The sequence below is a fragment of the Streptomyces sp. NPDC051243 genome, from assembly GCF_044455405.1.
GTDB lineage: Bacteria > Actinomycetota > Actinomycetes > Streptomycetales > Streptomycetaceae > Streptomyces.
In genome coordinates this window covers 143406-165044 of sequence record NZ_JBITES010000002.1, presented here as the reverse complement: position 1 = coordinate 165044, position 21639 = coordinate 143406, and the positions used below count along the sequence as shown (strand labels likewise).

At 71.1% G+C, this 21639-nt stretch carries 24 protein-coding genes and 1 tRNA gene; 11 read left to right on the top strand and 14 right to left on the bottom strand.

The genetic code is table 11. From position 1 onward, the window contains the following. The first annotated feature begins 60 nt into the window (after positions 1-60). Positions 61-1059 carry a zinc-binding dehydrogenase gene (locus ACIBAG_RS04610; RefSeq protein ID WP_399100917.1) on the top strand — a complete coding sequence of 333 codons (999 nt, stop codon included), beginning with the start codon at positions 61-63 and terminating at the stop codon, positions 1057-1059. A gap of 85 nt (positions 1060-1144) precedes the next feature. Here ACIBAG_RS04610 and ACIBAG_RS04605 read toward each other — a convergent pair whose 3' ends face one another. Continuing rightward, positions 1145-2551 carry an NAD(P)/FAD-dependent oxidoreductase gene (locus tag ACIBAG_RS04605; protein WP_399100915.1) on the bottom strand — a complete coding sequence of 469 codons (1407 nt, stop codon included), beginning with the start codon at positions 2549-2551 and terminating at the stop codon, positions 1145-1147. Between the two features lie 26 nt (positions 2552-2577). Between ACIBAG_RS04605 and ACIBAG_RS04600 the strand changes: the two genes are divergently transcribed. The 3 genes from ACIBAG_RS04600 (at position 2578) to ACIBAG_RS04590 (ending at position 4703) form a co-directional block, all read left to right on the top strand. Further along, entirely contained in the window at positions 2578-3492 is a 915-nt protein-coding gene (locus ACIBAG_RS04600; protein WP_399101930.1) for an aminoglycoside phosphotransferase family protein, read from the top strand. A gap of 9 nt (positions 3493-3501) precedes the next feature. Beyond that, positions 3502-3990: a GNAT family N-acetyltransferase gene (locus tag ACIBAG_RS04595; RefSeq protein ID WP_399100913.1), complete on the top strand. Its 489-nt coding sequence runs from the start codon at positions 3502-3504 to the stop codon at positions 3988-3990. Positions 3991-4061: 71 nt separating this feature from the next. Next, a complete protein-coding gene (locus tag ACIBAG_RS04590) occupies positions 4062-4703 on the top strand; it encodes a DUF4037 domain-containing protein (RefSeq protein WP_399100911.1) in 642 nt (213 codons plus the stop codon). Between the two features lie 345 nt (positions 4704-5048). On the opposite strand, the gene ACIBAG_RS04585 is transcribed toward ACIBAG_RS04590, so the two are convergent. From ACIBAG_RS04585 to ACIBAG_RS04560, 6 genes are all read right to left on the bottom strand, one after another. Continuing rightward, on the bottom strand, positions 5049-6323 hold the full coding sequence (locus tag ACIBAG_RS04585) for a wax ester/triacylglycerol synthase domain-containing protein (RefSeq protein WP_399100909.1): 1275 nt from the start codon (positions 6321-6323) through the stop codon (positions 5049-5051). A 19-nt stretch (positions 6324-6342) separates the two neighbouring features. Continuing rightward, entirely contained in the window at positions 6343-7551 is a 1209-nt protein-coding gene (locus tag ACIBAG_RS04580) for a beta-ketoacyl-[acyl-carrier-protein] synthase family protein (RefSeq protein WP_399100907.1), read from the bottom strand. Beyond that, complete coding sequence (locus ACIBAG_RS04575) at positions 7548-7823, bottom strand: acyl carrier protein (protein ID WP_031478964.1); 276 nt, start codon at positions 7821-7823, stop codon at positions 7548-7550. The genes ACIBAG_RS04580 and ACIBAG_RS04575 overlap by 4 nt, the downstream gene beginning before the upstream one ends. A 37-nt stretch (positions 7824-7860) precedes the next feature. Beyond that, positions 7861-9129, bottom strand: coding sequence for a WS/DGAT domain-containing protein (locus ACIBAG_RS04570; RefSeq protein ID WP_399100904.1), 1269 nt, complete (start codon positions 9127-9129; stop codon positions 7861-7863). A gap of 143 nt (positions 9130-9272) precedes the next feature. Further along, positions 9273-9554 carry a hypothetical protein gene (locus ACIBAG_RS04565; RefSeq protein ID WP_031478968.1) on the bottom strand — a complete coding sequence of 94 codons (282 nt, stop codon included), beginning with the start codon at positions 9552-9554 and terminating at the stop codon, positions 9273-9275. Positions 9555-9628: 74 nt separating this feature from the next. Further along, entirely contained in the window at positions 9629-10420 is a 792-nt protein-coding gene (locus ACIBAG_RS04560) for a hypothetical protein (RefSeq protein WP_399100901.1), read from the bottom strand. Positions 10421-10887: 467 nt separating this feature from the next. On the opposite strand from ACIBAG_RS04560, the gene ACIBAG_RS04555 reads away from it, so the two are divergent. The 3 genes from ACIBAG_RS04555 to ACIBAG_RS04545 all read left to right on the top strand — a co-directional run bounded on the left by ACIBAG_RS04555 (position 10888) and on the right by ACIBAG_RS04545 (position 12445). After that, positions 10888-11370 carry a hypothetical protein gene (locus ACIBAG_RS04555; protein WP_399100899.1) on the top strand — a complete coding sequence of 161 codons (483 nt, stop codon included), beginning with the start codon at positions 10888-10890 and terminating at the stop codon, positions 11368-11370. A gap of 218 nt (positions 11371-11588) precedes the next feature. Further along, complete coding sequence (locus ACIBAG_RS04550) at positions 11589-11882, top strand: hypothetical protein (RefSeq protein WP_031478973.1); 294 nt, start codon at positions 11589-11591, stop codon at positions 11880-11882. Between the two features lie 254 nt (positions 11883-12136). After that, the gene (locus ACIBAG_RS04545) at positions 12137-12445 is read left to right on the top strand and encodes a hypothetical protein (RefSeq protein WP_399100897.1); all 309 of its coding nucleotides are present in this window, start codon (positions 12137-12139) and stop codon (positions 12443-12445) included. 133 nt (positions 12446-12578) lie between these two features. Here ACIBAG_RS04545 and ACIBAG_RS04540 read toward each other — a convergent pair whose 3' ends face one another. The 5 genes from ACIBAG_RS04540 to ACIBAG_RS04520 form a co-directional block, all read right to left on the bottom strand. Continuing rightward, positions 12579-12938, bottom strand: coding sequence for a hypothetical protein (locus tag ACIBAG_RS04540; protein ID WP_399100895.1), 360 nt, complete (start codon positions 12936-12938; stop codon positions 12579-12581). Positions 12939-13274: 336 nt separating this feature from the next. Then, entirely contained in the window at positions 13275-13601 is a 327-nt protein-coding gene (locus ACIBAG_RS04535) for a hypothetical protein (protein WP_399100893.1), read from the bottom strand. Positions 13602-13931: 330 nt separating this feature from the next. Then, positions 13932-14333 (bottom strand): hypothetical protein, encoded by a 402-nt coding sequence (locus ACIBAG_RS04530; protein WP_399100891.1) that lies wholly within the window; start codon positions 14331-14333, stop codon positions 13932-13934. Positions 14334-14663: 330 nt separating this feature from the next. Then, the gene (locus ACIBAG_RS04525) at positions 14664-14900 is read right to left on the bottom strand and encodes a hypothetical protein (RefSeq protein ID WP_031478984.1); all 237 of its coding nucleotides are present in this window, start codon (positions 14898-14900) and stop codon (positions 14664-14666) included. Positions 14901-15126: 226 nt separating this feature from the next. Next, positions 15127-15201 (bottom strand) — tRNA-Thr (locus ACIBAG_RS04520). A 218-nt stretch (positions 15202-15419) separates the two neighbouring features. Here ACIBAG_RS04520 and ACIBAG_RS04515 point away from each other — a divergent pair. The 3 genes from ACIBAG_RS04515 (at position 15420) to ACIBAG_RS04505 (ending at position 18020) form a co-directional block, all read left to right on the top strand. After that, complete coding sequence (locus tag ACIBAG_RS04515) at positions 15420-16511, top strand: ABC transporter ATP-binding protein (RefSeq protein ID WP_399100888.1); 1092 nt, start codon at positions 15420-15422, stop codon at positions 16509-16511. Between the two features lie 218 nt (positions 16512-16729). Beyond that, positions 16730-17188 carry a hypothetical protein gene (locus tag ACIBAG_RS04510; RefSeq protein ID WP_399100886.1) on the top strand — a complete coding sequence of 153 codons (459 nt, stop codon included), beginning with the start codon at positions 16730-16732 and terminating at the stop codon, positions 17186-17188. Between the two features lie 100 nt (positions 17189-17288). Further along, entirely contained in the window at positions 17289-18020 is a 732-nt protein-coding gene (locus ACIBAG_RS04505; protein WP_399100884.1) for an NDP-sugar synthase, read from the top strand. 334 nt (positions 18021-18354) lie between these two features. On the opposite strand, the gene ACIBAG_RS04500 is transcribed toward ACIBAG_RS04505, so the two are convergent. Then, positions 18355-19341, bottom strand: a complete 987-nt coding sequence (locus ACIBAG_RS04500; RefSeq protein ID WP_399100882.1) for a helix-turn-helix transcriptional regulator — start codon at positions 19339-19341, stop codon at positions 18355-18357. Positions 19342-19434: 93 nt separating this feature from the next. Here ACIBAG_RS04500 and ACIBAG_RS04495 point away from each other — a divergent pair, with 93 nt between their 5' ends. Continuing rightward, positions 19435-19830 (top strand): RidA family protein, encoded by a 396-nt coding sequence (locus tag ACIBAG_RS04495; RefSeq protein ID WP_399101927.1) that lies wholly within the window; start codon positions 19435-19437, stop codon positions 19828-19830. Positions 19831-19985: 155 nt separating this feature from the next. Here the strand turns inward: ACIBAG_RS04495 and ACIBAG_RS04490 are convergent, their stop codons facing one another. Continuing rightward, the gene (locus tag ACIBAG_RS04490; RefSeq protein WP_399101925.1) at positions 19986-21638 is read right to left on the bottom strand and encodes a DoxX family membrane protein; all 1653 of its coding nucleotides are present in this window, start codon (positions 21636-21638) and stop codon (positions 19986-19988) included. Position 21639: the final 1 nt, after the last annotated feature.

Here is a 21639-nt window from a genome sequence, read left to right as displayed (position 1 = left end):
CCGCCTCCGGCGACGGGGCCGACGCCCTGACCCAGACGAGTCCGCAACGATGGGGGACCCATGCACGCCATCCGCCTGCACACCTTCGGCCCGGCCGAGAACCTCACCTACGAACAGGTCGACGATCCCGCACCCGGCCCCGGCCAGGTCCGCATCTCCGTGGCGGCGGCCGGTGTCCACCTCCTCGACACCTCCCTGCGCGAGGGCGTCCAGGGCCCGGCACCGCAGCCGCCCACGCTGCCCACCGTCCCCGGCCGCGAGGTCGCCGGTGTGGTCGAGTCCCTCGGCGAGGGCGTGGCGGCGCTCTGGCTCGGCAAGCGCGTCGTAGCCCACCTCGGCTTCGCGCCGGGCGGCTACGCCGAGCTCGCCGTCACCGACGTCGACCGCGTCCACGAGATCCCGGCGAACCTCGACTTCGCCGAGGCCGTCGCCATGATCGGCACGGGCCGTACGACGATGGGGATCCTGCAGTTCGCCGAGCTGGGCCCGGACTCGGTCGCCGTGATCCCGGCGGCCGCCGGTGGCATCGGCACGCTGCTCGTGCAGTACGCCAGGAACGCCGGCGCCGTCGTCATCGGCCTCGCGGGCGGGCCCGAGAAGGTCGCGCGGGTGCGGGAGAACGGCGCCGATCTGGCCGTCGACTACAAGGATCCCGCGTGGCCCGAGAAGGTCCGCGCCTTCCTGGGCGGGCGGCCGGCCACCGTCGTCTTCGACGGCGTCGGCGGCGAGGTCGCCCGCGAGTCCGTCGCCCTGCTCGGCCCCGGCGGCCGGCACCTCGTCTTCGGCTGGTCCGGCGCGGGCCTGCGCGACGGCGAGCCCTACCTCGTCGACGGCGTCTCCGAGCAGGTACTCGGCGCGGCGATGATGCGGCGGGCCGGCGGCCCCAACCCCATCCGCACCCTGGAACTGCGCGCCCTCGCCGAAGCCGCCGCGGGCCGCCTCACCCCGGCCGTGCAGCGCTTCCCGCTCGCCGAGGCGGCGGCAGCTCATCGCGCTCTGGAGACACGCGGAACCACGGGGAAGGTGGTGCTGGAGCCCTCGGCTCACGGAACCGCGTGAGGAGAGGCCCCACCGCCCCCTCGCCCCCTCGCCCCCTCACCCCCTCGCCCACCGCCATCGGAGTCCTCCCCCCACCGTGACGGCGTCAGTGCCGCCCGGCCACCCGGTCGGCGATCCGCGCCAGTTTCGAGGCCTCGGCGCCGCTGGTGGCCCGCTCGCGCCGGTCCGCCGCCCGGTAGGTGGCGTACAGCCCGTGCACCCCGAGCCAGCGCAGCGGCTCCGGCTCCCACTTGCGCACCTTGTGGCCGACCCACGGCAGGTCGGTCAGCTCGGTGCGCCCGCCCTGCCCGGAGTCCTGCTGCACCAGGTCGCGCAGGGTCCTGGCCGCCAGATTCGCCGTGGCCACGCCCGAACCGACGTAGCCGCCCGCCCAGCCGAGCCCGGTCGACCGGTCCAGCGTCACCGTCGCACACCAGTCGCGCGGCACGCCCAGCACGCCCGACCAGGCGTGCTCGACCCGCACCCCGGCCAGCGCCGGGAAGAAGTCGGCGAGGATCTCCCGCAGCGCCTCGACGGTCGCGGGCTGCGTGCGCCCGTCGTTGTCGGTGCGCGACCCGAAGCGGTACGGCACCCCGCGCCCGCCCAGCGCGATCCGCCCGTCGGAGGTGCGCTGCGCGTACATGTAGGCGTGCGCCATGTCCCCGAGCGTCTCGCGGCCGTCCCAGCCGATCGCCGCCCACTGCTCGTCCGTCAGCGGCTCGGTGGCGATCATCGAGGAGTTCATGGGCAGCCAGGTCCGCTTCTGGCCCTTCAGGGCGGCGGTGAAGCCCTCGGTGCAGCGCAGGACATAGGGCGCGCGGACGGTGCCGTACGGCGTGACGGCGTGCTTGGGCCGGATCTCCGTCACCGGCGTCAGCTCGTGGATGGTCACGCCCAGCGCCTCGACTGCCGCCGCGAGGCCCTTGACCAGCTGCACGGGGTGCACGCGCGCGCCATGCGGCGTCCAGGTCGAACCGACCGCGTCGGCCACCCGGATCCGCTCGGCGGTCTCCCGGGCGCCGTACAGCACACGGTCCTTCTCGCCGTACGACACCTCGTGCTCGTGGAAGTCCTTCAGCCGCGCCCACTGCGCGGGCGTACGGGCGACTTCGAGGACGCCTCCCTTGTGGACGCCGGCGTCGAAGCCCTCGTCCTGGGCGACCCTGATGACCTCGTCCACCGTGTCGTTCATGGCCCGCTGCAGCCGTACGGCGGCCTCGTGGCCGTGCAGCTTGGCGTACCGGTCACGACCCGCGATGCCGTTGTACAGCCAGCCGCCGTTGCGCCCCGAAGCGCCGTAGCCGCAGAACTTCTGCTCGAGGACGGTGATACGGAGGAAGGGGACCGCCTTCTTCAGGTAGTACGCGGTCCACAGTCCCGTGTACCCGCCACCCACGATCACCACGTCCGCGGAGGCGTCCCCCGCCAGCGGCTCGCGCACCTCGGGGAGGCCGTCGTCCGCGTACCAGAAGGAGATGCCGCCGTTCACGGCACCACTGACCGAGCTGCTCATGCGAGGACGGTAATTCGGGTGAGCCGATTCCCCCACCCCGGTACGGTCACAAGGTGATCGACATTCCGCAGGAGCTGGCCGCATCACAGCAGAAGTACAACGGGGAGGCGGGCCGCGCCTTCATCGCCGGACTCCCGGGCCTGACCGCCGGCTTCCTCGACCGCTGGCAGCTCACGGTCGACGGACGTCCGATGCACGGAGTCTCCGCCCTGATCCTCCCCGTGCTCCGCCCGGACGGCGCCCCGGCCGTCCTCAAGCTGCAAGTCCTCGACGAGGAGAGCGAGGGCGAACCGGTCGCCCTGCGCGCCTGGGACGGCGACGGGGCGGTACGGCTCCTCGACCACGACGCGGCCACCGGCACGATGCTCCTGGAACGCCTCGACCCGACCCGGATGCTGTCCCACGTCCCGGACTCCCGCGAGGCCGTCCTCGTCATCGCCCGTCTGCTGGCCCACCTGACGTCCGCACCGGCACCGAGCGGCATGCGGCGGCTCGGGGACATCGCCCAGGCCATGCTCGACGAGACCCCCGAGGCCCTGGAGCACATCCCGGACCCCGAGGAGCGCCGTCTCGTCGCCGACTGCGCCGCCGCCGTACGCGAAGTGGTCGCCGAACCCGGCGACCGCCTGCTGCACTGGGACCTGCACTACGCGAACGTCCTCGCCTCCGAGCGGTCCCCGTGGCTCGCCATCGACCCCAAGCCCCTGGCCGGCGACCCCGCCTTCGACCTGCTGCCGGCCCTGTGGAACCGCTTCGACGCCGACGAGGTCCACTGGCGCTTCGACGCGATGACCGACGTCCTGGACCTCGACCGGGGCCGCGCCCGCGCCTGGTCCCTCGGCCGTGTCCTGCAGAACTGCCTGTGGGAGATCGAGGACGGGCGCCCACTGGAGGAGGAACAACTGGAAATCGCCCGGCAGCTCAGAGCACGCGCCGACTAACCTGCGCCCATGATCCGACCCGCGACCCCCGCCGACGTCCCCGTCATCCACACCCTCATCCGCGAACTCGCCGAGTACGAGAAGGCGCTGGAGGAGGCGAGGGCCACCAAGGAGCAGCTCCACGACGCCCTCTTCGGCGACCACCCCGCCGCCCACGCCCACGTCGCGGCCGACGACGAGACCGGCGAGACCGTCGGCTACGCGGTCTGGTTCCTCAGCTTCTCCACCTGGCGCGGCGTCCACGGCATCTACCTGGAGGACCTCTACGTCCGCCCCACCGCCCGCGGCGCCGGCCACGGCAAGGCCCTGCTCACCGAACTGGCCCGGCTGTGCGTGGAGCGCGGCTACCAGCGCCTGGAGTGGTGCGTACAGAGCTGGAACGCCCCCTCCATCGCCTTCTACGAGGCGCTCGGCGCCCGCCCGCAGGACGAGTGGACGATGTACCGGCTGACGGACGACGCGCTGGCGTGGCTGGGCGGCGGCGGGCAGGCTGCCTGACCGTCCCCAACGGGCAACAGCGTGAACGGAGTTCGCACGACCCCTCACCGAAATGGGCACGGCTTGCCGGCATGAGCCCCGCGAATACGCGCCACCCGAACTCCGCCGGCCCTGAGCCCGACTTCGTCCCCGGCCTCGAACTCTCCCGCCGCTTCTCCACCGACGCCGTACGCCCGTTACTGGAGGAGGCCGCACCGGGAGTCCCGCACTCCGCGGCCCGGACAGGCAGCGGCTCCGAGGTCCTCGGCCACGACACCCCGCACTCCGCCGACCACGAATGGGGCCCGCGCCTCCAGGTCTTCCTCCACCGCCACGACGTCCCCCGCCACGCCGCCCGCATCAGACACATCCTCGCCGAGCACCTCCCGAAGACCTTCCTCGGCCACCCGACCGACCACCACGTCGAAGCGACCAGCGCCTCCACCCGGTTCACCGCCACCCTCGGCTTCGACCCCGGGCAGGACATCACCCCGGCCGACTGGCTGGCCGCCCCCACCCAGCTCCTCTCCGAGGTCATCGCGGGCGCCGTCTTCCACGACGGACTGCACACCCTCACGCCGTTACGCCGAGCGCTGCGCTGGCACCCCCACGACAGCTGGCTGTACGTCCTGGCCTGCCAGTGGCACCGCGTCGCGCGGGAGGTGCCTCCTGATGGACCGCCGCTACCCGCCGTACGGCAAATGGCTCGGCTGGGGGTGCCCCCACGCCTTTAGGGCAGTGGGGGAGCTTTCGCCGCACGGCCGTCGGCCCCCGGCTGTCCCCCGTCCTGACGGCCGTCCTGTCCGCCACCGACTGGCACACGCGCGAGCAGCGCCTCGTCCACGCCTACGAGATCGTCGCCCACCAGCACAACCAGCTGCGCCTGACCGACCGCGTCGCCCCGGCCACGCGCGCGTACCATTCCCGCCCGTTCCAGGTCCTGCCCGCCGACCGCTTCACGGCGGCCCTGACCGCCCGCATCACCGACCCGGCCCTCAAGGACCTGCCGCCCGTCGGGGCGGTGGACCAGTTCGCCGACAGCACGGACGTGCTGACGCGCCCCGCCCTGGCCAGGGCTCTCAGCACGGCTGTCCAGCAGGCGCGGCGGGAACGTCGTACGCCGCCAGCGCCTTCAGTTCCCGGGCAACGGCATCACCGATGATCCCCGCGTCCCCCGCGCGCGCGTGGCCGACGACGGTGAGCGTGTAGGCGTCGGCGGTGTGGACGAGGCAGAGGTTCGCCGTGCCCGGCGGGGAGAGCTGCGGCAGGGGGACGATGCGCGACAGGGGGCGACCGTGCAGATGGCTGGGGTGGTCCCGCCACTTGAAGGCGGTGCACAGGCTCGTGGTGGCCTCGGGGCGGGCCAGGTTCCTGGCCATGACCCCGGCCAGCAACGGCACGGCACGCGCGGCCGCCTGCAGCGCGGGAAGGATCGCGTGGTGGGCGTCGAGGCGGTGGGGGAACGCCGCGACCAGGTCCTGGCACGCCTGGAGGCGGGCCACCGGCGAGTCGACGTCGACGGGCAGCGGGATGCGCAGCGCGGTGACGCCGTTGCCGAGCCGCTGTGCGTCGTGCCGGGTGCGCAGGTCGACCGGCACCGTGGCGAGGAAGGGGGTCGACCCCCTGGGCCAGGAGCGCAGGGGACCGTAGCAGGCACGGAGCGCTCCGGCGTACGTGCTCAGCAACAACTCGTTGAGGGTCGCTCCCCGCCCGCCGGCCGGCTGACGGCGCGCGGCGCGCATCACCTGCGGGTCCAGCGCGACCACGGCGACCGACGGCCGCGGTTCACCGGGAGAGGCCGTAGGGAGGGGTTGGCCGACGGCCCCGATGCGGCGCAACTCGCGGCCCACGGTGGCGGGACGCAGGGGCGGGCGCGGTCGCGGCGCGGCGGCAGGGAGTGCCGCGGCCGGCGGTTCGGCGCCGTCCATCAGCAGCCGGAAGAGGGTCTCCAGGGATCTGCCGTCCAGCAGCGCGTGATCGGCGAGCAGTACGACAGCCTGCTCGTCCGCCTCGGTCGCGGGTCGCGTCACCAGCAGCCGCCACAGGGGCCGTTCGACGGGCACCGGGTGGCTGACCGCGTCGGCCAGCAGCGATTCGAGTTCCTGGTCCGTGGTGGTGACATACGCGCCGGGATCGAACGACCGGGCCGCCGCCCATCGGTGCCCCGACAACGCCGCGGACCGCGCCGGGGGCAGCAGGACGCGGCTCATCCGCTCCAGCCCGCCCCACCGTTCCCGGACCCGGGACCGGACCTCGTCCGGCTCGAACGGCCTTCCCCGGAACACCCCGGCGATGCCGATCGTCCCGGGAAGCCCGTTGCGCACGTGCCCCTCTTCGATGGCGGTCAGTCTCATGGGACGAACCCTCCGCTGATCAGCCGTGCGGCGAATCGAGGACGACACAGGCGTTGTGGCCGCCGAAGGCGAAACTGTTGCTGATCACCGGACCGTTGGGGATCTTGCGCGGTTCGCCGGTGACCACGTCCAGCTCGCATCGCGGGTCCAGCCGCGTGAGGCACGCGGTCGGCGGCGCCAGCCCCTCCCGCACCGACAAGGCGGTGATCACGGCCTCCAGCGCCCCCGCCAGCCCCAGCCCGTGCCCGGTCACCGCCTTGGGCGCGGTCACGGGCACCCGGCGCGGGCCGAACAGGGCGGCGATGGCCTGCGCCTCCGCGATGTCGTTCAGCTCGGTGCCGGTGCCGTGCGCGTTGACATGCGTGACGGCCTCCGCGGTCGTCCCGGCGTCGGCGAGCGCCTGCTCCATGCACGCCCGCGCACCGGCACCGTCGGGATGCGGTGCGGTGAGGTGGTGGGCGTCGGACGTACGGCCGTACCCGGTCAGCGTGGCGTAGATCCGCGCCCCGCGCTCGCGCGCGAGGTCCAGCCGCTCCAGCACCAGGAAGGCCGCCCCTTCGGCGAGGACGAAGCCCTGCCGCCCGATGTCGAACGGCCGTGACGCGGCGGCGGGATCCGCGCACTCGGTGACCATAGCGCCGGCCCGCCCGAAGGCCAGCGCGGTCGTCGGAGTCAGCGGGCTGTCATGGCCGCCCGCCACGACCACGTCCGCGCACCCCGCGCGGATCATCTGCATCGCCTCCCCCACCGCGTGTGTCCCGGAGGCGCACGCGGTGGAGACGGTCAGGCTGGGGCCGGTGATACCGAGCCGGGCACTGATCCAGTAGGCGCCCGCGTTGTGCATCAGCCGGGGCGCGTACAGCACGTCGGGACGCCCGATGCCGTTCTCCTGGCTGATCACCCCGCCGTACCCGGTCCCGGTGACCACCGCCCGCCGACCGGGCTCGACCTCCAGTCCCCCGGCGTCCGCCACGGCGTCCACGGCCGCGCACACCGCCAGCTGCACCGACCGGTCGGCCCGCCGCACCTCCTTGGGCGACAGGTAGCCGGCCGGGTCGAAGTCGGGCATCGGACACGCCGGGTACACGACGGTGCCCTCGTCGTCGAAGGTGTGCAGCGTCGTCGCCGTACGGCCCTGTACGAGGCTCTCCCACAGCGCCGCCGGAGTCGCTCCGGCGGCGCAGCGGACACCCAGGCCCGTGACGGCGACAGCGGGTCGGCGGGTCACCGGGCGGCGGGGGTCTGGGCGGGCGGGACGCGCAGGCTCACGATGAGGTCGGCGACGTCACCCACGGTGGACACCCCGGACTTGTCGGTGCCCCGCAGGGACACCCCGAACAACTCCTCCGACGCCGCCTCCAGTTCGGTGATGTCCAGGCTGTCGGCTCCCAGGTCGGCGACCAGCCGGGCCTGCGGCACGACCGCCTCCGGCGGCACCGACATCACGCGCGCGCAGAGCGGGCGCAGCGCTTCCCATACGTCGCCGTGTTCCACATCCATGCAACTGCCTCCATCTCCTGGTGCCGTCAGGGCTGACTCACGCCGACGGCGTCGCCATCCGAGCCCATGTCTCGAACTCCGTGACGACCGCGTCGGCGAGTCGTCTCGCGTCGTCCGGGCGCAGGTTGCACACCGCGGTGAGGGTGAACGCGTCCCCCGCCTGGGCCAGGGCGAAGCTGACGGTGCCCGGGTGCTGCAGCGGCGGCAGCCCGACGGTGCGCACGAGCCGGCGTCCCTCGAAGGTGCTCGGTCCGCCGGGCCACTTCATGGCTGTGGTCGCGGTCGCCGCGAAACAGGAGCGGCGACCGCGGTCCGTCAGGAGCCCGGTCACCCACGGCCCCGTCCGCCGAACCGCCTCCGCGGCGGGAAACAGCACCCCGGCGTGTACCGCGGCCCGCTCGGGAACCCTCGCCAGCGCGGCCTGACACGCCCGCAGCCGCGCCACGGAACCGTCCACGTCGACGGGCAACGGCACCCGAACGACCGTGAGCGTGTTGCCGAGTTCCCGCGGATTCGCCCGGGTGCGCAGGTCGCACGGTACGGCCGTGTACGCGGGTTCATCGCGCTGCCGCCATCCGCGCACCGGGCCGTACCTGGCCCGCAGCGCCCCGGCCACCGCACCGACCAGCAGCTCGTTCAGCGTCGCGCCCCGGCCGTCGGCGGGCTGCCGGCGTGCGGAGCGGACCAGGTGCGCGGGCAGTTCACTCACCGCGACCGAGGGATGCGTCTCCTGCGGCGACCGCATCGGAAGGGCCTGCCCCACGGCCGCCATCGCCCTGAGCTCCCGGCTCGCGGCGCGCAGCCCCGTGCGGGTGAGCGGCACCGACCGCGCCGACTCCCGCGCCGCGACGGGGCTGTCCGTCAACGCGCGCATCAGCGTCGCCAGGGAACGTCCGTCCAGCAGCACGTGCTGGGCGACGAGGGCCAGGGCGAACCCGCCGCCGTACGCCGTGTCGGGGACCACGAAGAGCCGCCAGGGCGGGACCGCGCCGGTGAGCGGCCGGTCCACGCTGCGCGTCCACAGGTCGTCCAACTTGCCCCGGGCCACGGTGACATGCACGGCGGGATCGAACGGTCCCGGCACGACCCACCGCACGCGCCGCCGCCGGAACGGACCCCGGCGCGCCGCGCCGCCCGGGGGGCGGTCGAGCACACAGTTCATCCGCTCCAGGCCCGTCCACCGCTCGGCGACCCGCGCCCGCACCTGATCCACATCCGGTTGCCCACCGGAGAAGACCGCAGCCAGGCCGATGACACCCGGGCACCCGTTGAGCAACAGCATCTCGTCGGCACAGGAGAGTCTCATGAGACCGGTCGCCCACCCTTCCTGGTAAACGAGATCACCCTACACGCAGGGTTACGAACCTTCACTCAACGTACATGGCGCGCCCGACAGTCCAACGCCCGCCCCGTGCTGGAGCGGGCGTTGGACCGAACGCTTCACACGCTCTAGTTGAGCGCCTGGCTGTTGCAGCCCATGTCGGAGCCGAGGTGCGTGGACTGCGCGCCCGGGTTGCCCTCGCCGTTGAGCGCGTTCGCCAGCAGGCTGTTGAGGGCGCCGACACTGCCGAGGACATCGATGTTCATATCGTGCGAGCGGCACTCGATGCCCTGCGAGATGTCGAGGTCGTGGGCTCCCGCCTCGCCGTGGGCGACGGCGGTGCCGACGCCGAAGGGCGCGACACTGCCGAGGACGGCGCCCACGAGGGCGACCTTGTGAAGCTTGCGCATTTCTTCTCCGTTGGTCGAGCGGATGTGCTGTGCAGCAGATCGAGTTGGAACGGTGGACAACTACGGAAGGCAGCTCAGCCGAGCCGCGGCAGACCCAACTGGCCGACGGGGGGCGCCTGGACCTGGCCGAGGCCGAGCCCCGGCACCTGCGGCGCGCCGGCCGTCGGGACCAGCGGGTTGATGAGCGGGTTCACCTGGGGGTTCACCTGCGGGTTCACCTGCGGGGCGACCCGCGGCGGGGGCTCGGGGTTGAACACCTGCGGCGCGTGGACCTGCGGGGCGACCTGCGGCATGACCTGCGGCGCCGTCTGCGGGGTGACCTGCGGCACGACCTGGGGCACCGACTGCTGGGGAGCGGGCCGCGGCCCGTTGGAGGCCTCCGCCGCACCACCCGACGACGCCGAGGCGGAGGCGTAGCCGCTCTGCGGCTGCGGGGCGGGAGCAGGGGCAGGCGCAGGGGCAGGAGCCGGAGCGGGCGCCGGGGGCTCGTAGCGCGGCGCCGGGGCCGGAGCCGGGGGCGCGTAGTGAGGCGCCGGCTGGGGGTGGGGGTGCGGCGCGGAGGACTGGGCGACGCCGGTCGAACGGGCTTCCGCGACCGCCTGCTGAGGCGCCGGGTAGTAGTGGGGGGCGGGCGGCGGGCCGTACTGGGGCGGCGCGTAGTGCGGAGCGGGCGCCGGGGCCGCGTACTGGGGCGGCGCGTAGTAGGGGGGAGGCGCCGGGGCCGCGTACTGGGCCGGGTACTCGGGAGCGGGCGCCGGAGCGCCGTACCCATAGGGATATTCGGCCGCCTCGCTGACGCCGGCGCCGATGGCGGTCAATCCGCCGGCCGCCGCTACGACGAGCGCGGCCTTGTGAAGCTTGCGCATGGAACCCTCGGCCCTTCATTACCTGTGCAGGGAATCCGTTGTATTCAGTGCAGTCTTGCGTGCGCTCAGTCTGATATTCGTACTGCGCCCTTACAGGGGTAATGCCTGAGCTGTCGTGTGGACTTCACGCTGGAGCCGGCAGCGGATCCCGTTGCCCCTCTCTGACTCCTGATCGCTGCCCTCTCTCCGCTGGCAACGACAATTTCTGGGCCAGGTCACGGGACGGAATAGTCCGTCACTCAATTGCCATCGATCAGATAAACGGCTCTGCGGACTATTCACCCCGTCAAGGAACAAGCACGGGGACCACACTTCTCATCGTTGATGATTAACACCTCTGGCAAATGGGTGAGCACACTCCGACGCACGTGACCGGCCCTGCGCCCGAATCGTTCCCCACGGGTCAGAGCAATGGCTCACAGCACTTCCGTACGTTCCATGCACAGGTCAATGAAGGGCCGAGTTCCATGCGCAAGCTTCAGCAGGTCGCGCTCGTCGTCGCAGCAGCCAGTGGTCTGTCAGCCATCGGCGCCGGCCCCAGCGCCGCCGACTCCCCCGTCGCATACCGGGGCACGACCCCGGCACCCGTGGGGCAGCAGGACGCCCAGGCCCACACCTGGACCCGCTCGCAGGCCAGCGTGCAGACCCCCGGCAACCCGAACTACGCGCCGCGCCCCGCGGCCCCGCAGCGCGGCGCCGAGGTCAGCCCGCAGGTCAGCCCGCAGCTGAGCCCGCAGATCAGCCCGCAGATCTCCCCCCAGCCCGCCTCCGGCGAGGGCCCGCTCAGCCAGTCCAACCTGTTCCGCCCGTCCCAGGAGTGCAGCCCGCAGTCCCTGCTGAACGCGAACGTCCCGGTCGCCGCCCTCGCCGCCGCCGAGGCCACCGGCGTCGACTGCGACCAGGCCAACAGCCAGGCGAACGCCGCGGCCCACGCCCGCGCCACCAGCTAGGCCCGCCAACCACGCCGAAAGTGCTGGTCACAGCCCGCGACGAGCGGCCGTGACCAGCACTTTCGCATGGTGCGATGCGACTTCCGGGTGCTTTTGATACGAGATCAGGAATCCCGGCGTGCCGCTCAGACATATCGGATAGTTCCTATTAATCTCCCGTAACTGTACGAAGTCGATCTCTTACAGATCGCACCCAACCTCACTCCACCGGAGATGACATGCACAAGCTTCGCAAGGCTGCCGTCCTGGTCGTCGCCCTCGGCAGCGTCAGCCTTCTGGGTGCCGGCACCGCCACCGCCCAGGGCCTCGACGGCAAGGGCGGCAAGGACGGCGGCAAGTTCAGCGTCCTGCAGAGCTCCTCCTGCAAGTCGCACGACCTGAACGTCGACGTCCTCGGCCAGGTCGGCATCCTCAACGGCCTGCTGGGCAACGCGCTCAACGGCGAGGGCAACGCCGGTGGGCAGGACACCCACCTCGGCTCGACGATGGGCTGCAACAACAGCGCTTTCTAAGCGCCTGACGGCCGCCTAGCCGGCCGACCGCAGGAAAAGTCCCGGTACCGGACTCGAAGCCCGGTACCGGGACATCTTTTTGTCCCGGGGCACAAGAGCGACGCGCGGTATTTACCGGATATCGGCCAAGGCGGTGAGACTTCCCCGAATTCGGCGTGCCGCTGATTAATTTCGAATACTTCCTATTAGCCTCTGTAACTGTTCGAAGTCGATCCATTATGGATCGCACCCTCTTCACTCCACCGGAGAAGAACATGCACAAGCTCCGTAAGGCCGCCGTCGTGGTCGCCGCCCTCGGGAGCATCGGAATCCTGGCCACCGGCGCTGCCCACGCCGACCAGGGCGGCTGGCACAAGAAGAGCCGCGGCCACGGTGGCTCCTCCTTCAGCGTCCTGCAGAGCACCTCCTGCAAGTCGCACGACGCCAACGTCGACGTTCTCGGCCAGGTCGGCATCGCCAACGGCCTGGGTGGCAACCTGCTGAACGGCGAGGGCAACCCGGGCGCGCAGGAGACCGGCCTGGGCTCGTCCATGGGCTGCAACAACGAGGTCGGCGGCAAGTAAGCCACAGCCTCATCCCGCCAGGTGCCCCGGTCCCGGACCGGGGCACCTGGCTTTTGCCGGGCGACTTCCGCTCCGGGAGAAGCAGAAATGCCGGACCGGAGTGAATCCCGGTCCGGCATTCCCCGTCCGCTTCTCAGAACTTGAACTTGGGCACCTTGAACCCCTTGAACCCCTTGGGCAGCTTGGCCTTGTTGGAGCACTCCACCACCGGACCGGAGTGCACGGACCCGTCGTCGTTCAGCATGTGCCCGTCGTGGAACGTGAAGCGCGGCCGCTCGGCCACCAGGCAGTCCTGCGTCTGCTTCACGACGTACGTGCGCTTGCCCTTGCGGATCGTCTCCTTCTTCTTGATGCAGACGACGTCCCCCTGCGCGGTGATCTTGCACTCGCCCTTGGGGTCGTCAGCGGCGTACGCCGGCGCGGCACCGCCGTAGAGCACGGCGAGCGCACCGAGGAGCCCCGAGACCGTGGCGATCTTCTGTCGACCGATCATGTACTTCGTTCCTTTGCAATCGAGGCCCGGGCGACCGCGCCGACAACCGGCGCCCGCCCGAGCCCTTCCAGAAATCTCGAAATACGGAATACGCCGCCCGACGTGTGCTCTTCGTCCGGCGACGGCACTGCTGCAGCCCGGCCGCGCACCCTGAGGGGTTCTGCCGCGCGTCCGGGCTGCATTTGCTAAGGGGTCCGATGGACATCGATGCGCCTGTCGTGAGAAACGCCCTATGGGGCCGACCGTGGCGCGGAGTACGGAGCCGTCCGCCCCGCGGCCGTCACGACGACAACCGCAGTGCCCTGAAACTCGCGCATCGAGTCCTCGGTGCTTTTATTACTGGGCAGCGATAGGAGCGGAGTACTCGCCGTAGCCGTACTCCGGCGCCACGGTCTTGGGGGCGGCCTCCGGAGCGGCCGCCGGCGCGGCGGCGGGCGCGGCGGCGGGGGCAGCGGCCGGCGCGGCCTGCGTGGCCTGCGTCGGAGCGGCGTGCGCCTTGTCGGACGGAACGCCCCACGTACCCACGGCGTTGGCCGTCGAGGTGGCCACGGCGGTCACGTTCTGACCGTCCCAGCCGTCCTCGTGAGCGAACGCGGAACCACCGAAGGCGGACAGACCCGCGACCGCAGCAGCTACGACCGCAACGCGCTGAAACCTGCGCATAGTTTGACCCTTTCTTCCCGGGCACGAAGCCCTGGCTTGACTACTTAGTGTGAGCATATACACGTAATCCGTAGCAATTTGGGATCTTTAACCCTTCTCTGTGTCGTGTCGGCCCATGACAAGGAGCCCTTTCGCCCGGCTCGCCATGGACGTGAAGGGAATGGAGGGGGTCTTCCGTGAGAGCAACGACGCTTCCCCGAGGGCGAGTCACGGGCGGGCGTCGGCGGTCACCCGTTTGCCGAACCCCGCGCACACGGAAACAGCGGATGGCCGGACCCGGTCAACCCGGTCCGGCCATCCGCTGTTTGAGAGGTGGGGAGGCGTGTGCGGTTACGCCCCGGGGCCGCCGATGATGCGCGCGAGAGCGCCGAGGTGACCGGCGTCGCTGCCGTCGTTGGTGTTGGAGTTGGCCACCGGCGCGGGCATCGTGGGCCGCTGCATGTCGCTGCAGGTGATGTGGGGGCCGATCCGCGTGGTCCCGCTGTTCAGCAGGCCCGCGGCAGGCAGGGTCACGGGCTCCGTCGGCTGACAGGTCACCGACCGGCGGACGGTGAATTCGCCGCCCTCGGGGATCTCGCCCACGATCCGCTGGGTGCACACGATGTTGCCCTGGTTGTCGGGCGCACAGGCGCCCGGGTTCGCCGCGGCGTGGGCCGGCGTGACGCCGATCCAGGTCATGGCGAGGCCGCCAAGAAGCCCCGAGACGGCCGCGATCTTCTTTCCGTTGAACATGTGTTGCGTCTCCTTTGTGAGGGGTGCCCGGGCGCCATGCGCCGCGAACCGCGGCGCCGGGCCCCGGGATGTCGGAGATACGGACCCCGGCGTTGCCACCCATGTCCGGGGTGTTCGGGGGCCGTTTCGCTTACGAAGTGAAGGACTGACCTGGGCTTCGAGGTTCGGGTCGCGCGCCTCGCCCGCGCCGCACACGACACCGCCGGGGCGGCCGCCGCAACGACTCGTCGACGCGCCGGAGTTCAGCGATCGCGGACGCGAGCGGGCCCCCTCGGGGGATGACCCCGAAGGGGCCCGCGGAAGGCGTCGCGCACGACCGTGCCGCCGACCTCAGCCAGTGAAGGCGTTGTTGAACTGACCGCAGGTGGTGTCGAAGGTCTCGGCGAGTCCGAGCACGGCGATCGGGAGGTCGCCACTAGCCACCGTCTGCGGGCTGCACTCCTGGTAGGGGCGGTAGAGGTCGGTCGAGGTCGGCTTGACCTCGTAGGCGACACCGGTACCGGCACCGATGGCGGACAGGCTGCCGGCCGCCGCTGCGACGATCATGACCTGGTGAAGCTTGCGCATGGAACCCTCGGTTTTCATTACCTATGCATTGAGGCTGGTTGCCTACTGTGACTGCACGAACACTAGCAGTAGCCAACAGGTTCCATACCGGTGCATATCCCGTGTCCCAGGGGGGAGATGGGTGTGCGGGGGATTACCAAGAGTGCTGAGTACGCCTCAAGCGCAGAGGGCTCCGGCGCACTTGGATGCGTGCCGGAGCCCTGTCACGGATTGTTGATGCCGTCGGAGCCCCCTGTCGGATTCGAACCGACGACCTGCTGTTTACAAGACAGCCGCTCTGGACCAGCTGAGCTAAGGAGGCCTGCGCGCACCCGAGACGCACGCGCCCGTGCAGTGTACCCAGGTTCCGAGTGGGCCCTGTCGAAAATTTCCGCGAAGTTCACATGCCCCCAGGTACTGACAGATCAGGCGAACGCCGGGTACCGTCCAGAGCCAGTCCGCACATGTGGACTAAACCAACCACCTTCCTACAACGGATCGTCCGGCACGTTCCTGCCGGTAGAAGGGGGCCCATTCACCATGGCCACTGTCTCGTTCGACAAGGCGACCCGGATCTACCCGGGCACCGAGAAGCCCGCCGTTGACGCGCTCGACATCCACATCGAGGACGGGGAATTCCTCGTATTGGTCGGCCCGTCCGGCTGCGGCAAGTCCACCTCGCTCCGCATGCTGGCGGGGCTCGAGGACGTCAACGGCGGCGCCATCCGCATCGGTGACCGCGACGTCACGCACCTGCCGCCGAAGGACCGGGACATCGCCATGGTGTTCCAGAACTACGCGCTGTACCCGCACATGACCGTCGCCGACAACATGGGCTTCGCGCTCAAGATCGCCGGCGTCAACAAGGCGGAGATCCGCAAGAAGGTCGAGGAGGCCGCGAAGATCCTCGACCTCACCGAGTACCTGGACCGCAAGCCGAAGGCGCTCTCCGGTGGTCAGCGTCAGCGTGTCGCCATGGGTCGCGCCATCGTGCGTGAGCCGCAGGTCTTCCTCATGGACGAGCCGCTGTCCAACCTGGACGCCAAGCTCCGTGTGTCGACCCGTACGCAGATCGCGTCGCTGCAGCGCCGTCTCGGCATCACCACCGTCTACGTCACCCACGACCAGGTCGAGGCCATGACGATGGGCGACCGCGTGGCGGTCCTCAAGGACGGTCTGCTGCAGCAGGTCGACACCCCGCGCAACATGTACGACCGCCCGGCCAACCTCTTCGTCGCCGGCTTCATCGGCTCCCCGGCCATGAACCTGGTCGAGGTCCCGATCACCGACGGCGGCGTGAAGTTCGGCAACTCGGTCGTGCCGGTGGACCGCGAGGCGCTCGCCGCCGCCACCGACAAGACCGTCACCGTGGGTGTCCGTCCGGAGCACTTCGACGTGGCCGGCTCGGACTCCGACCAGGGTCTCGCGGTCACCGTGAACGTGGTGGAGGAGCTGGGCGCCGACGCATACGTCTACGGCACCGCCAAGGTCGGCGGCGACGACTCCAAGGACCTCGTCGTCCGCGTCAGCGGCCGTGACGTCCCGGAGAAGGGCAGCACGCTGCACGTCGTCCCGCGCTCCGGCGAGACCCACGTGTTCTCCACCTCCACGGGTGAGCGGCTCTCCGACTGAGACCGTCGAGGCAGTACAACCCGGGTAATTCACCCAGGTTGACGAAGAGGGCCCCGCAGAGTGCTGCGGGGCCCTTCTCGTTGTCGACAAATACCCCGGCAGATCGGTTCATTTCGAGCGCTGTACGTCAACGCGCCGTTCAGGGGAGAGCATCACTTCGTCCCCCGAACCGGTGACCAAATGTCGCCATATCAGTACTAAACGCTACCCTCACTCGCGTGAAGCACTCCACCACCCAACAGACACGACGCGGCCACCGGGGCCCCGCCCGCCAGCTCGGCCGCACTCTCGCCCTCGTCCTGCCCGTCGTCCTGGTGCTCTCCGGGACCCTCGCGGTCACCCGGGTCAACTGGTCGGGGAACCCCTCGGACTCGGTGCTCACCGCGACCGACGTCACGAACGCGGGTAACGGGAAGAACGCCGCCCCGCGCGCCCCGCAGGACGTGCTGCGCGACAAACTCCTGACCGAGCTGCAGGAGGAGAACCCGGGCGTCGCCCTGACCCACCTCCAGCAGGCCGTCCACGAGCGTCCCTCGCTGGCCCGGCACTGCGCCTCGATCGCCCGTGCGCTCGGGCGCGCCGCGGTGCGGGTGTACGGTCCGTCTCGGGCGCAGTCGTACGCCCGGCCCGTCTGCGACACGGCGTTCGCCTCCGGCGTGGCGGCGGCGCACAGCTGAACGGTCCCTGAGCCGAACACTCCTGTTGCGGACGGTAACGGCTGATTAAGAACCGGTTGCCGGAGAATGCCGCGAGCGGGGCGCCGCGTACAGTTCGGGCATGACTGATCCGAATGCCGCGTCCCGCCCCGTTCAAGCCGTCGTCCTGGCCGGGGGCCAGGGGTCCCGGCTGCGTCCGTACACCGACGACCGGCCCAAGCCGATGGTCGAGATTCCCGGTACGGGGACGCCGATCATCGGCCATCAGCTTGCCTGGCTCGCCGAGGAGGGTGTGACGGATGTAGTGGTCAGTTGCGGTCATCTCGCCGAGGTGCTGCAGGACTGGCTGAAGTCGGCCGAGCTGCCGGTGCGGGTGACCACCGTCGTCGAGACGGAGCCGCTCGGCAGGGGCGGTGGTCTGAAGTACGCGGCCGCGCATCTGCCGCATCCCGACCGGCCCTGGTACGCCACCAACGGGGACATCTGGACGCGGTTCTCGCTGCGGGACATGGCGGACTTCCACACCGAGCGCGACGCCGTCGCGACGCTGGCGCTGGCCCGTCCGCGTATCCCGTGGGGTGCGGTGAAGACGGACGGCTTCGGGCACATCACCGACTTCATCGAGGCGCCGCCGTCGACCTTCGAGATCAACGCGGGTGTCTACGTCTTCTCCCCCGAGTTCGCCTCGCTCCTGCCCGAACGCGGCGACCACGAGCGCACGACGTTCCCCCATCTCGCTCGAGAGCGCCGGCTGGCCGGGTTCCCGATTCCGCAGGGGGCGTACTGGCGCGCCATCGACACGGCCAAGGACCTGACGGAGGCGGCGAAGGAACTGGCGGCGCTGGGGCGTTGAGGGTGTGCGTGTGCCTCCGGCGGTTGGGCGGGGGTGCCTGCGGCGGCCTGCTGGTGTTCGGTGGGGGTGCGGGTGTGATGCCTGCGGCGGCCTGTTGCTGTCCGGTGGGGGTGCGCGTAGCGCCTGCGGGTGGGTTGTGCGTCGAGGCCGGGCCGGGGGGTGTCCGTCCTCGGACCGGCGGCTGGACTCAGGCCAGGAGGCGCCGCGCGTTGACGCCGGCCACTGCGGGCGGACACCCCCGACCCGTCCCCTTCCCGCCGTACGCGACCACCGGCCCGTAGGGGTACGCGTCCACCACAGCGCATGGCCACAGCGCTTGTTTCCGCGGTGCGGGTCACAGCGACTTGTCGGGGACCGTGGCCTCGTAGCGGGTGGCGATCTCCGCGGCGCGGTTGTGCAGGGCGGTGCGCAGTGACGTGGGGGCCAAGGCTTCCGCGTCCGTGCTGAGCTGCCACAGCGCCCACTCGGCGTGTCGTAGGTCCTGGAACGTCACCTCCAGCCGGAGCCAGCCGTCTGCGTCGGGTTCCGCGGCGCGGACGGCCACCACCGTGTTCAGCAGTTCCTCGCGCCGCTCGGGGTTCACTCGTACCAGTACGGCGATGTGGCCGCCGGACAGAAACCTCGCGCAGCGTTCCCGCCAGACCCGGTCCAGGTCAACCGCGTTCGGTCGCTGGGCCGGTTCGGGGAGTTCCTCGGCGGCCAGTACCCGTGACAGCCGGTAGGTGCGGTCCGCGCCGGATCTCGTGGCCAGCAGGTATCCGCGGTCGCGCACCGTCACCAGGCCGATCGGGTCCACCGTGCGCCACCGCGGTGGCTGGTCCGTGGCCGTGTAGTGGATGCGCAGTTTGTGGCCGGCGAGCACCGCGCGGCGGATCTCGGTCATCGTCGTACCGGGCACCTCCTGCGTGGCCGGCCGGCGTGAGAGCAGGTCCGTCTCCGGCTCGACGAGAAATCGCCGGGCCGCGTCGCCCGCGGTGGCCTGATGGTTCTCGGGTAGCGCGTCAACCACCTTGCGCATGGCCGAAGCGAGCGCCGAGCCGAGGCCGAACGCCTGCTCGCCGCGTCCCGATCCGGCGGTCAGCAGGGCAAGGGCCTCGTCCTGGTTCAGTCCGGTGAGCTCGGTCCGGAAACCCGGCAACAACGCGAACCCGCCGTGTCGGCCGCGTTCGGCGTAGACCGGGACACCGGCCGCGGACAGCGCCTCGATGTCGCGCAGCACGGTACGGGTGGACACCTCGAGCTCGCGGGCCAGAGTGTCCGCGGTCAGCCGACCGCGCTGACGCAGCAGCAGCACGAGCGAGACGAGCCGATCGGCGCGCATACGAGGACCTTATCGATTACCTGACCAAGGGTGTCATGTTTTGTTGCGAGGCTCGTCCGTACTACCGACGAATCGCCTGGAGCTGATGTGGCAGTGGAAAGAACGGCAGTCAACCCGGTGACCTGGTCCGTGGAGATGGGATTCCACCAGGGTGAGATCGTCTCCGGGCACACCCGGACCCTGTACTGCTCCGGACAGACCGCGATGAGCAGTGAGGGCAAGCCGCAGCACGACGGTGACATGGCCGCACAGTTGGCGCTGAGCCTCGACAACCTCGAGGCCGTGCTCGGTGAGGCCGGCATGTCCCTCGCGAACCTGGTCCGGCTCAACGTCTACACCACCGACGTCGATGCGCTGTTCCCGCACTACGGCGTGCTGGCATCGCGGTTGGGCGCCGCCGGGGTCGCGCCGGCCACCACGATGCTCGGGGTGACACGGCTGGCGATCCCCGGCCAGCTGGTCGAGCTCGAGGGGACCGCCGTCGACTGACGCGGCCACGAACCCGGCGAAGGGCCCCGGACGTCACCGCGTCCGGGGCCCTTCGCCGTGGCAGTCGTAGCAGTCGTTGCAGTCGTAGCAGTCGGCGTCATGGCCGTCGTGTCAGCCGGTGGACCGTCCGCCGAGGAGGTCGTCCACCGGCCCCGCTACCCCAACAGACCGCCGACCAGGCCCGGTTCCCCACCGCCGGAGCCTCCGCTGCCGGAGCCGCCGGTGGAGCCGCCGCCGGAGGTGGGGCCTCCGGAGGTGGGACCGGTGCTGGTGCTGGGGGCCTCGTCGGCCGGGGTGGACTGCTGGGGCGGGGCCTGGCCCGCCGTGCCCTGGGTCTGGCTGGGCGTACCGGCGCCGGTCGTGCCCGTGTCGCTGGTGGCGCCGGGCGTCGTCGCGGAGCCCGACGGGGTGGCCGTTCCCGACGTGGCGCCCTGGGTGGGCGAGTTGGAGGCGGACGGCGTCTTCTCGCGCTGGTCGGGCTCCTGCGGGAGCGGAGAGCCGGGGAGTTCGTTGCGCGGGGCCTCGCCTGGGCCGGGGACCACGACGCGGTCCGCGTCTCGGACCGCACCGCCGAGCAGGGAGCCGATGAGGAGGGTGAGGCCGGTGACGATCGCCGTGATCAGGGCGCCGCGGCGAAGGACGTAGCGGCGCAGCTCCCAGATGTCGGAGCGGGGGCCGAGGCGGCGCCAGGCCATGCCGGCCAGGCGGCCGTCGATCGAGTAGACGGGGGCGCCGGCGATGATCAGGGGGGACCACGCCGCCAGGTAGATGATGTCGGGGGCGTCGTAGACCGGGACGCTCTTCCAGCTGACGGTGACCAGGAGCGCGGCGGAGAGCAGCGCTCCGACTACCGCGGCCACTCGTTGCCAGCAGCCCAGGACCGTGAGGACGCCCACGATGACCTGGAAGAAGGCGATGACCAGGCCGGAGCCGACGGGGTGTTCGAGCGCGAACTGGCGCAGGGGCTCGGCGACTTCCCAGGGGTGCAGGGTGTTGAGCCACTTCACCATCGAGCCGCGCTTGCCGCCGTCGAAGTAGACGGGGTCGCACAGCTTGCCCATGCCGGCGTAGATGGAGATGAAGCCGAGGAAGACGCGGAGAGGGAGGAGGACCACGCCGAGGTTCATCCGGCGGCCGGGGTAGTAGGCGTGCCGCGCCGGGTCGTCGCCCAGGCGCTTGAGTGGCGTACCGGTCTCGTCCGGGCCGTCGGCCTCGCTTTCGAAGTCCTCCGCGAAGTCCTCGGACCGGTATGCGAGTTCCTCGTCGTATGCGCTCTCCACCGTGCGCATGTGCGGAAGGAGGCGGGTCTCCATCGACTCGTGCGTGCGCTGCGCGCCGACGATCGGTGTCTCGACCGTCTGCGTCAACGCGTCGTCGTAGCCCCCGTCATAGCCGCCGCCCACATCCACGCGCGGGATGACCTGGGTGGCCCCGGCGGGGACCGGCTCGTCGCCGTGGCGGACGCTGCCGTCCCGCACGGCCTGGAGCAGGCGGTGGGCGCCGGTGTCGTCGGGTGCCGACGTGCCGTTCCAGACGGCGACCCGGCGGCGGGGGCCGGCGGCCGCGCCCGCTCTGCCGGCCGCGCCCATGACAGGGATGCGGGCGGTGTCCTCGGTGGCGCTCAAGTGCCGTGCGATCCGCTGGGATTTGGTGCGCCCGGTCGACGCGCCCAGCAGCACGCGGAAACTCGCGTGATTGACGATGATCTGCGCCGGATCGCTCGGCACCTTCACCATGCTCAGCGCGGGAGCGTCGTCGAATCCCGACGAGCGGTCCCCCGTGGGTGTGCGGGGTGTTCTGGTGTCCACA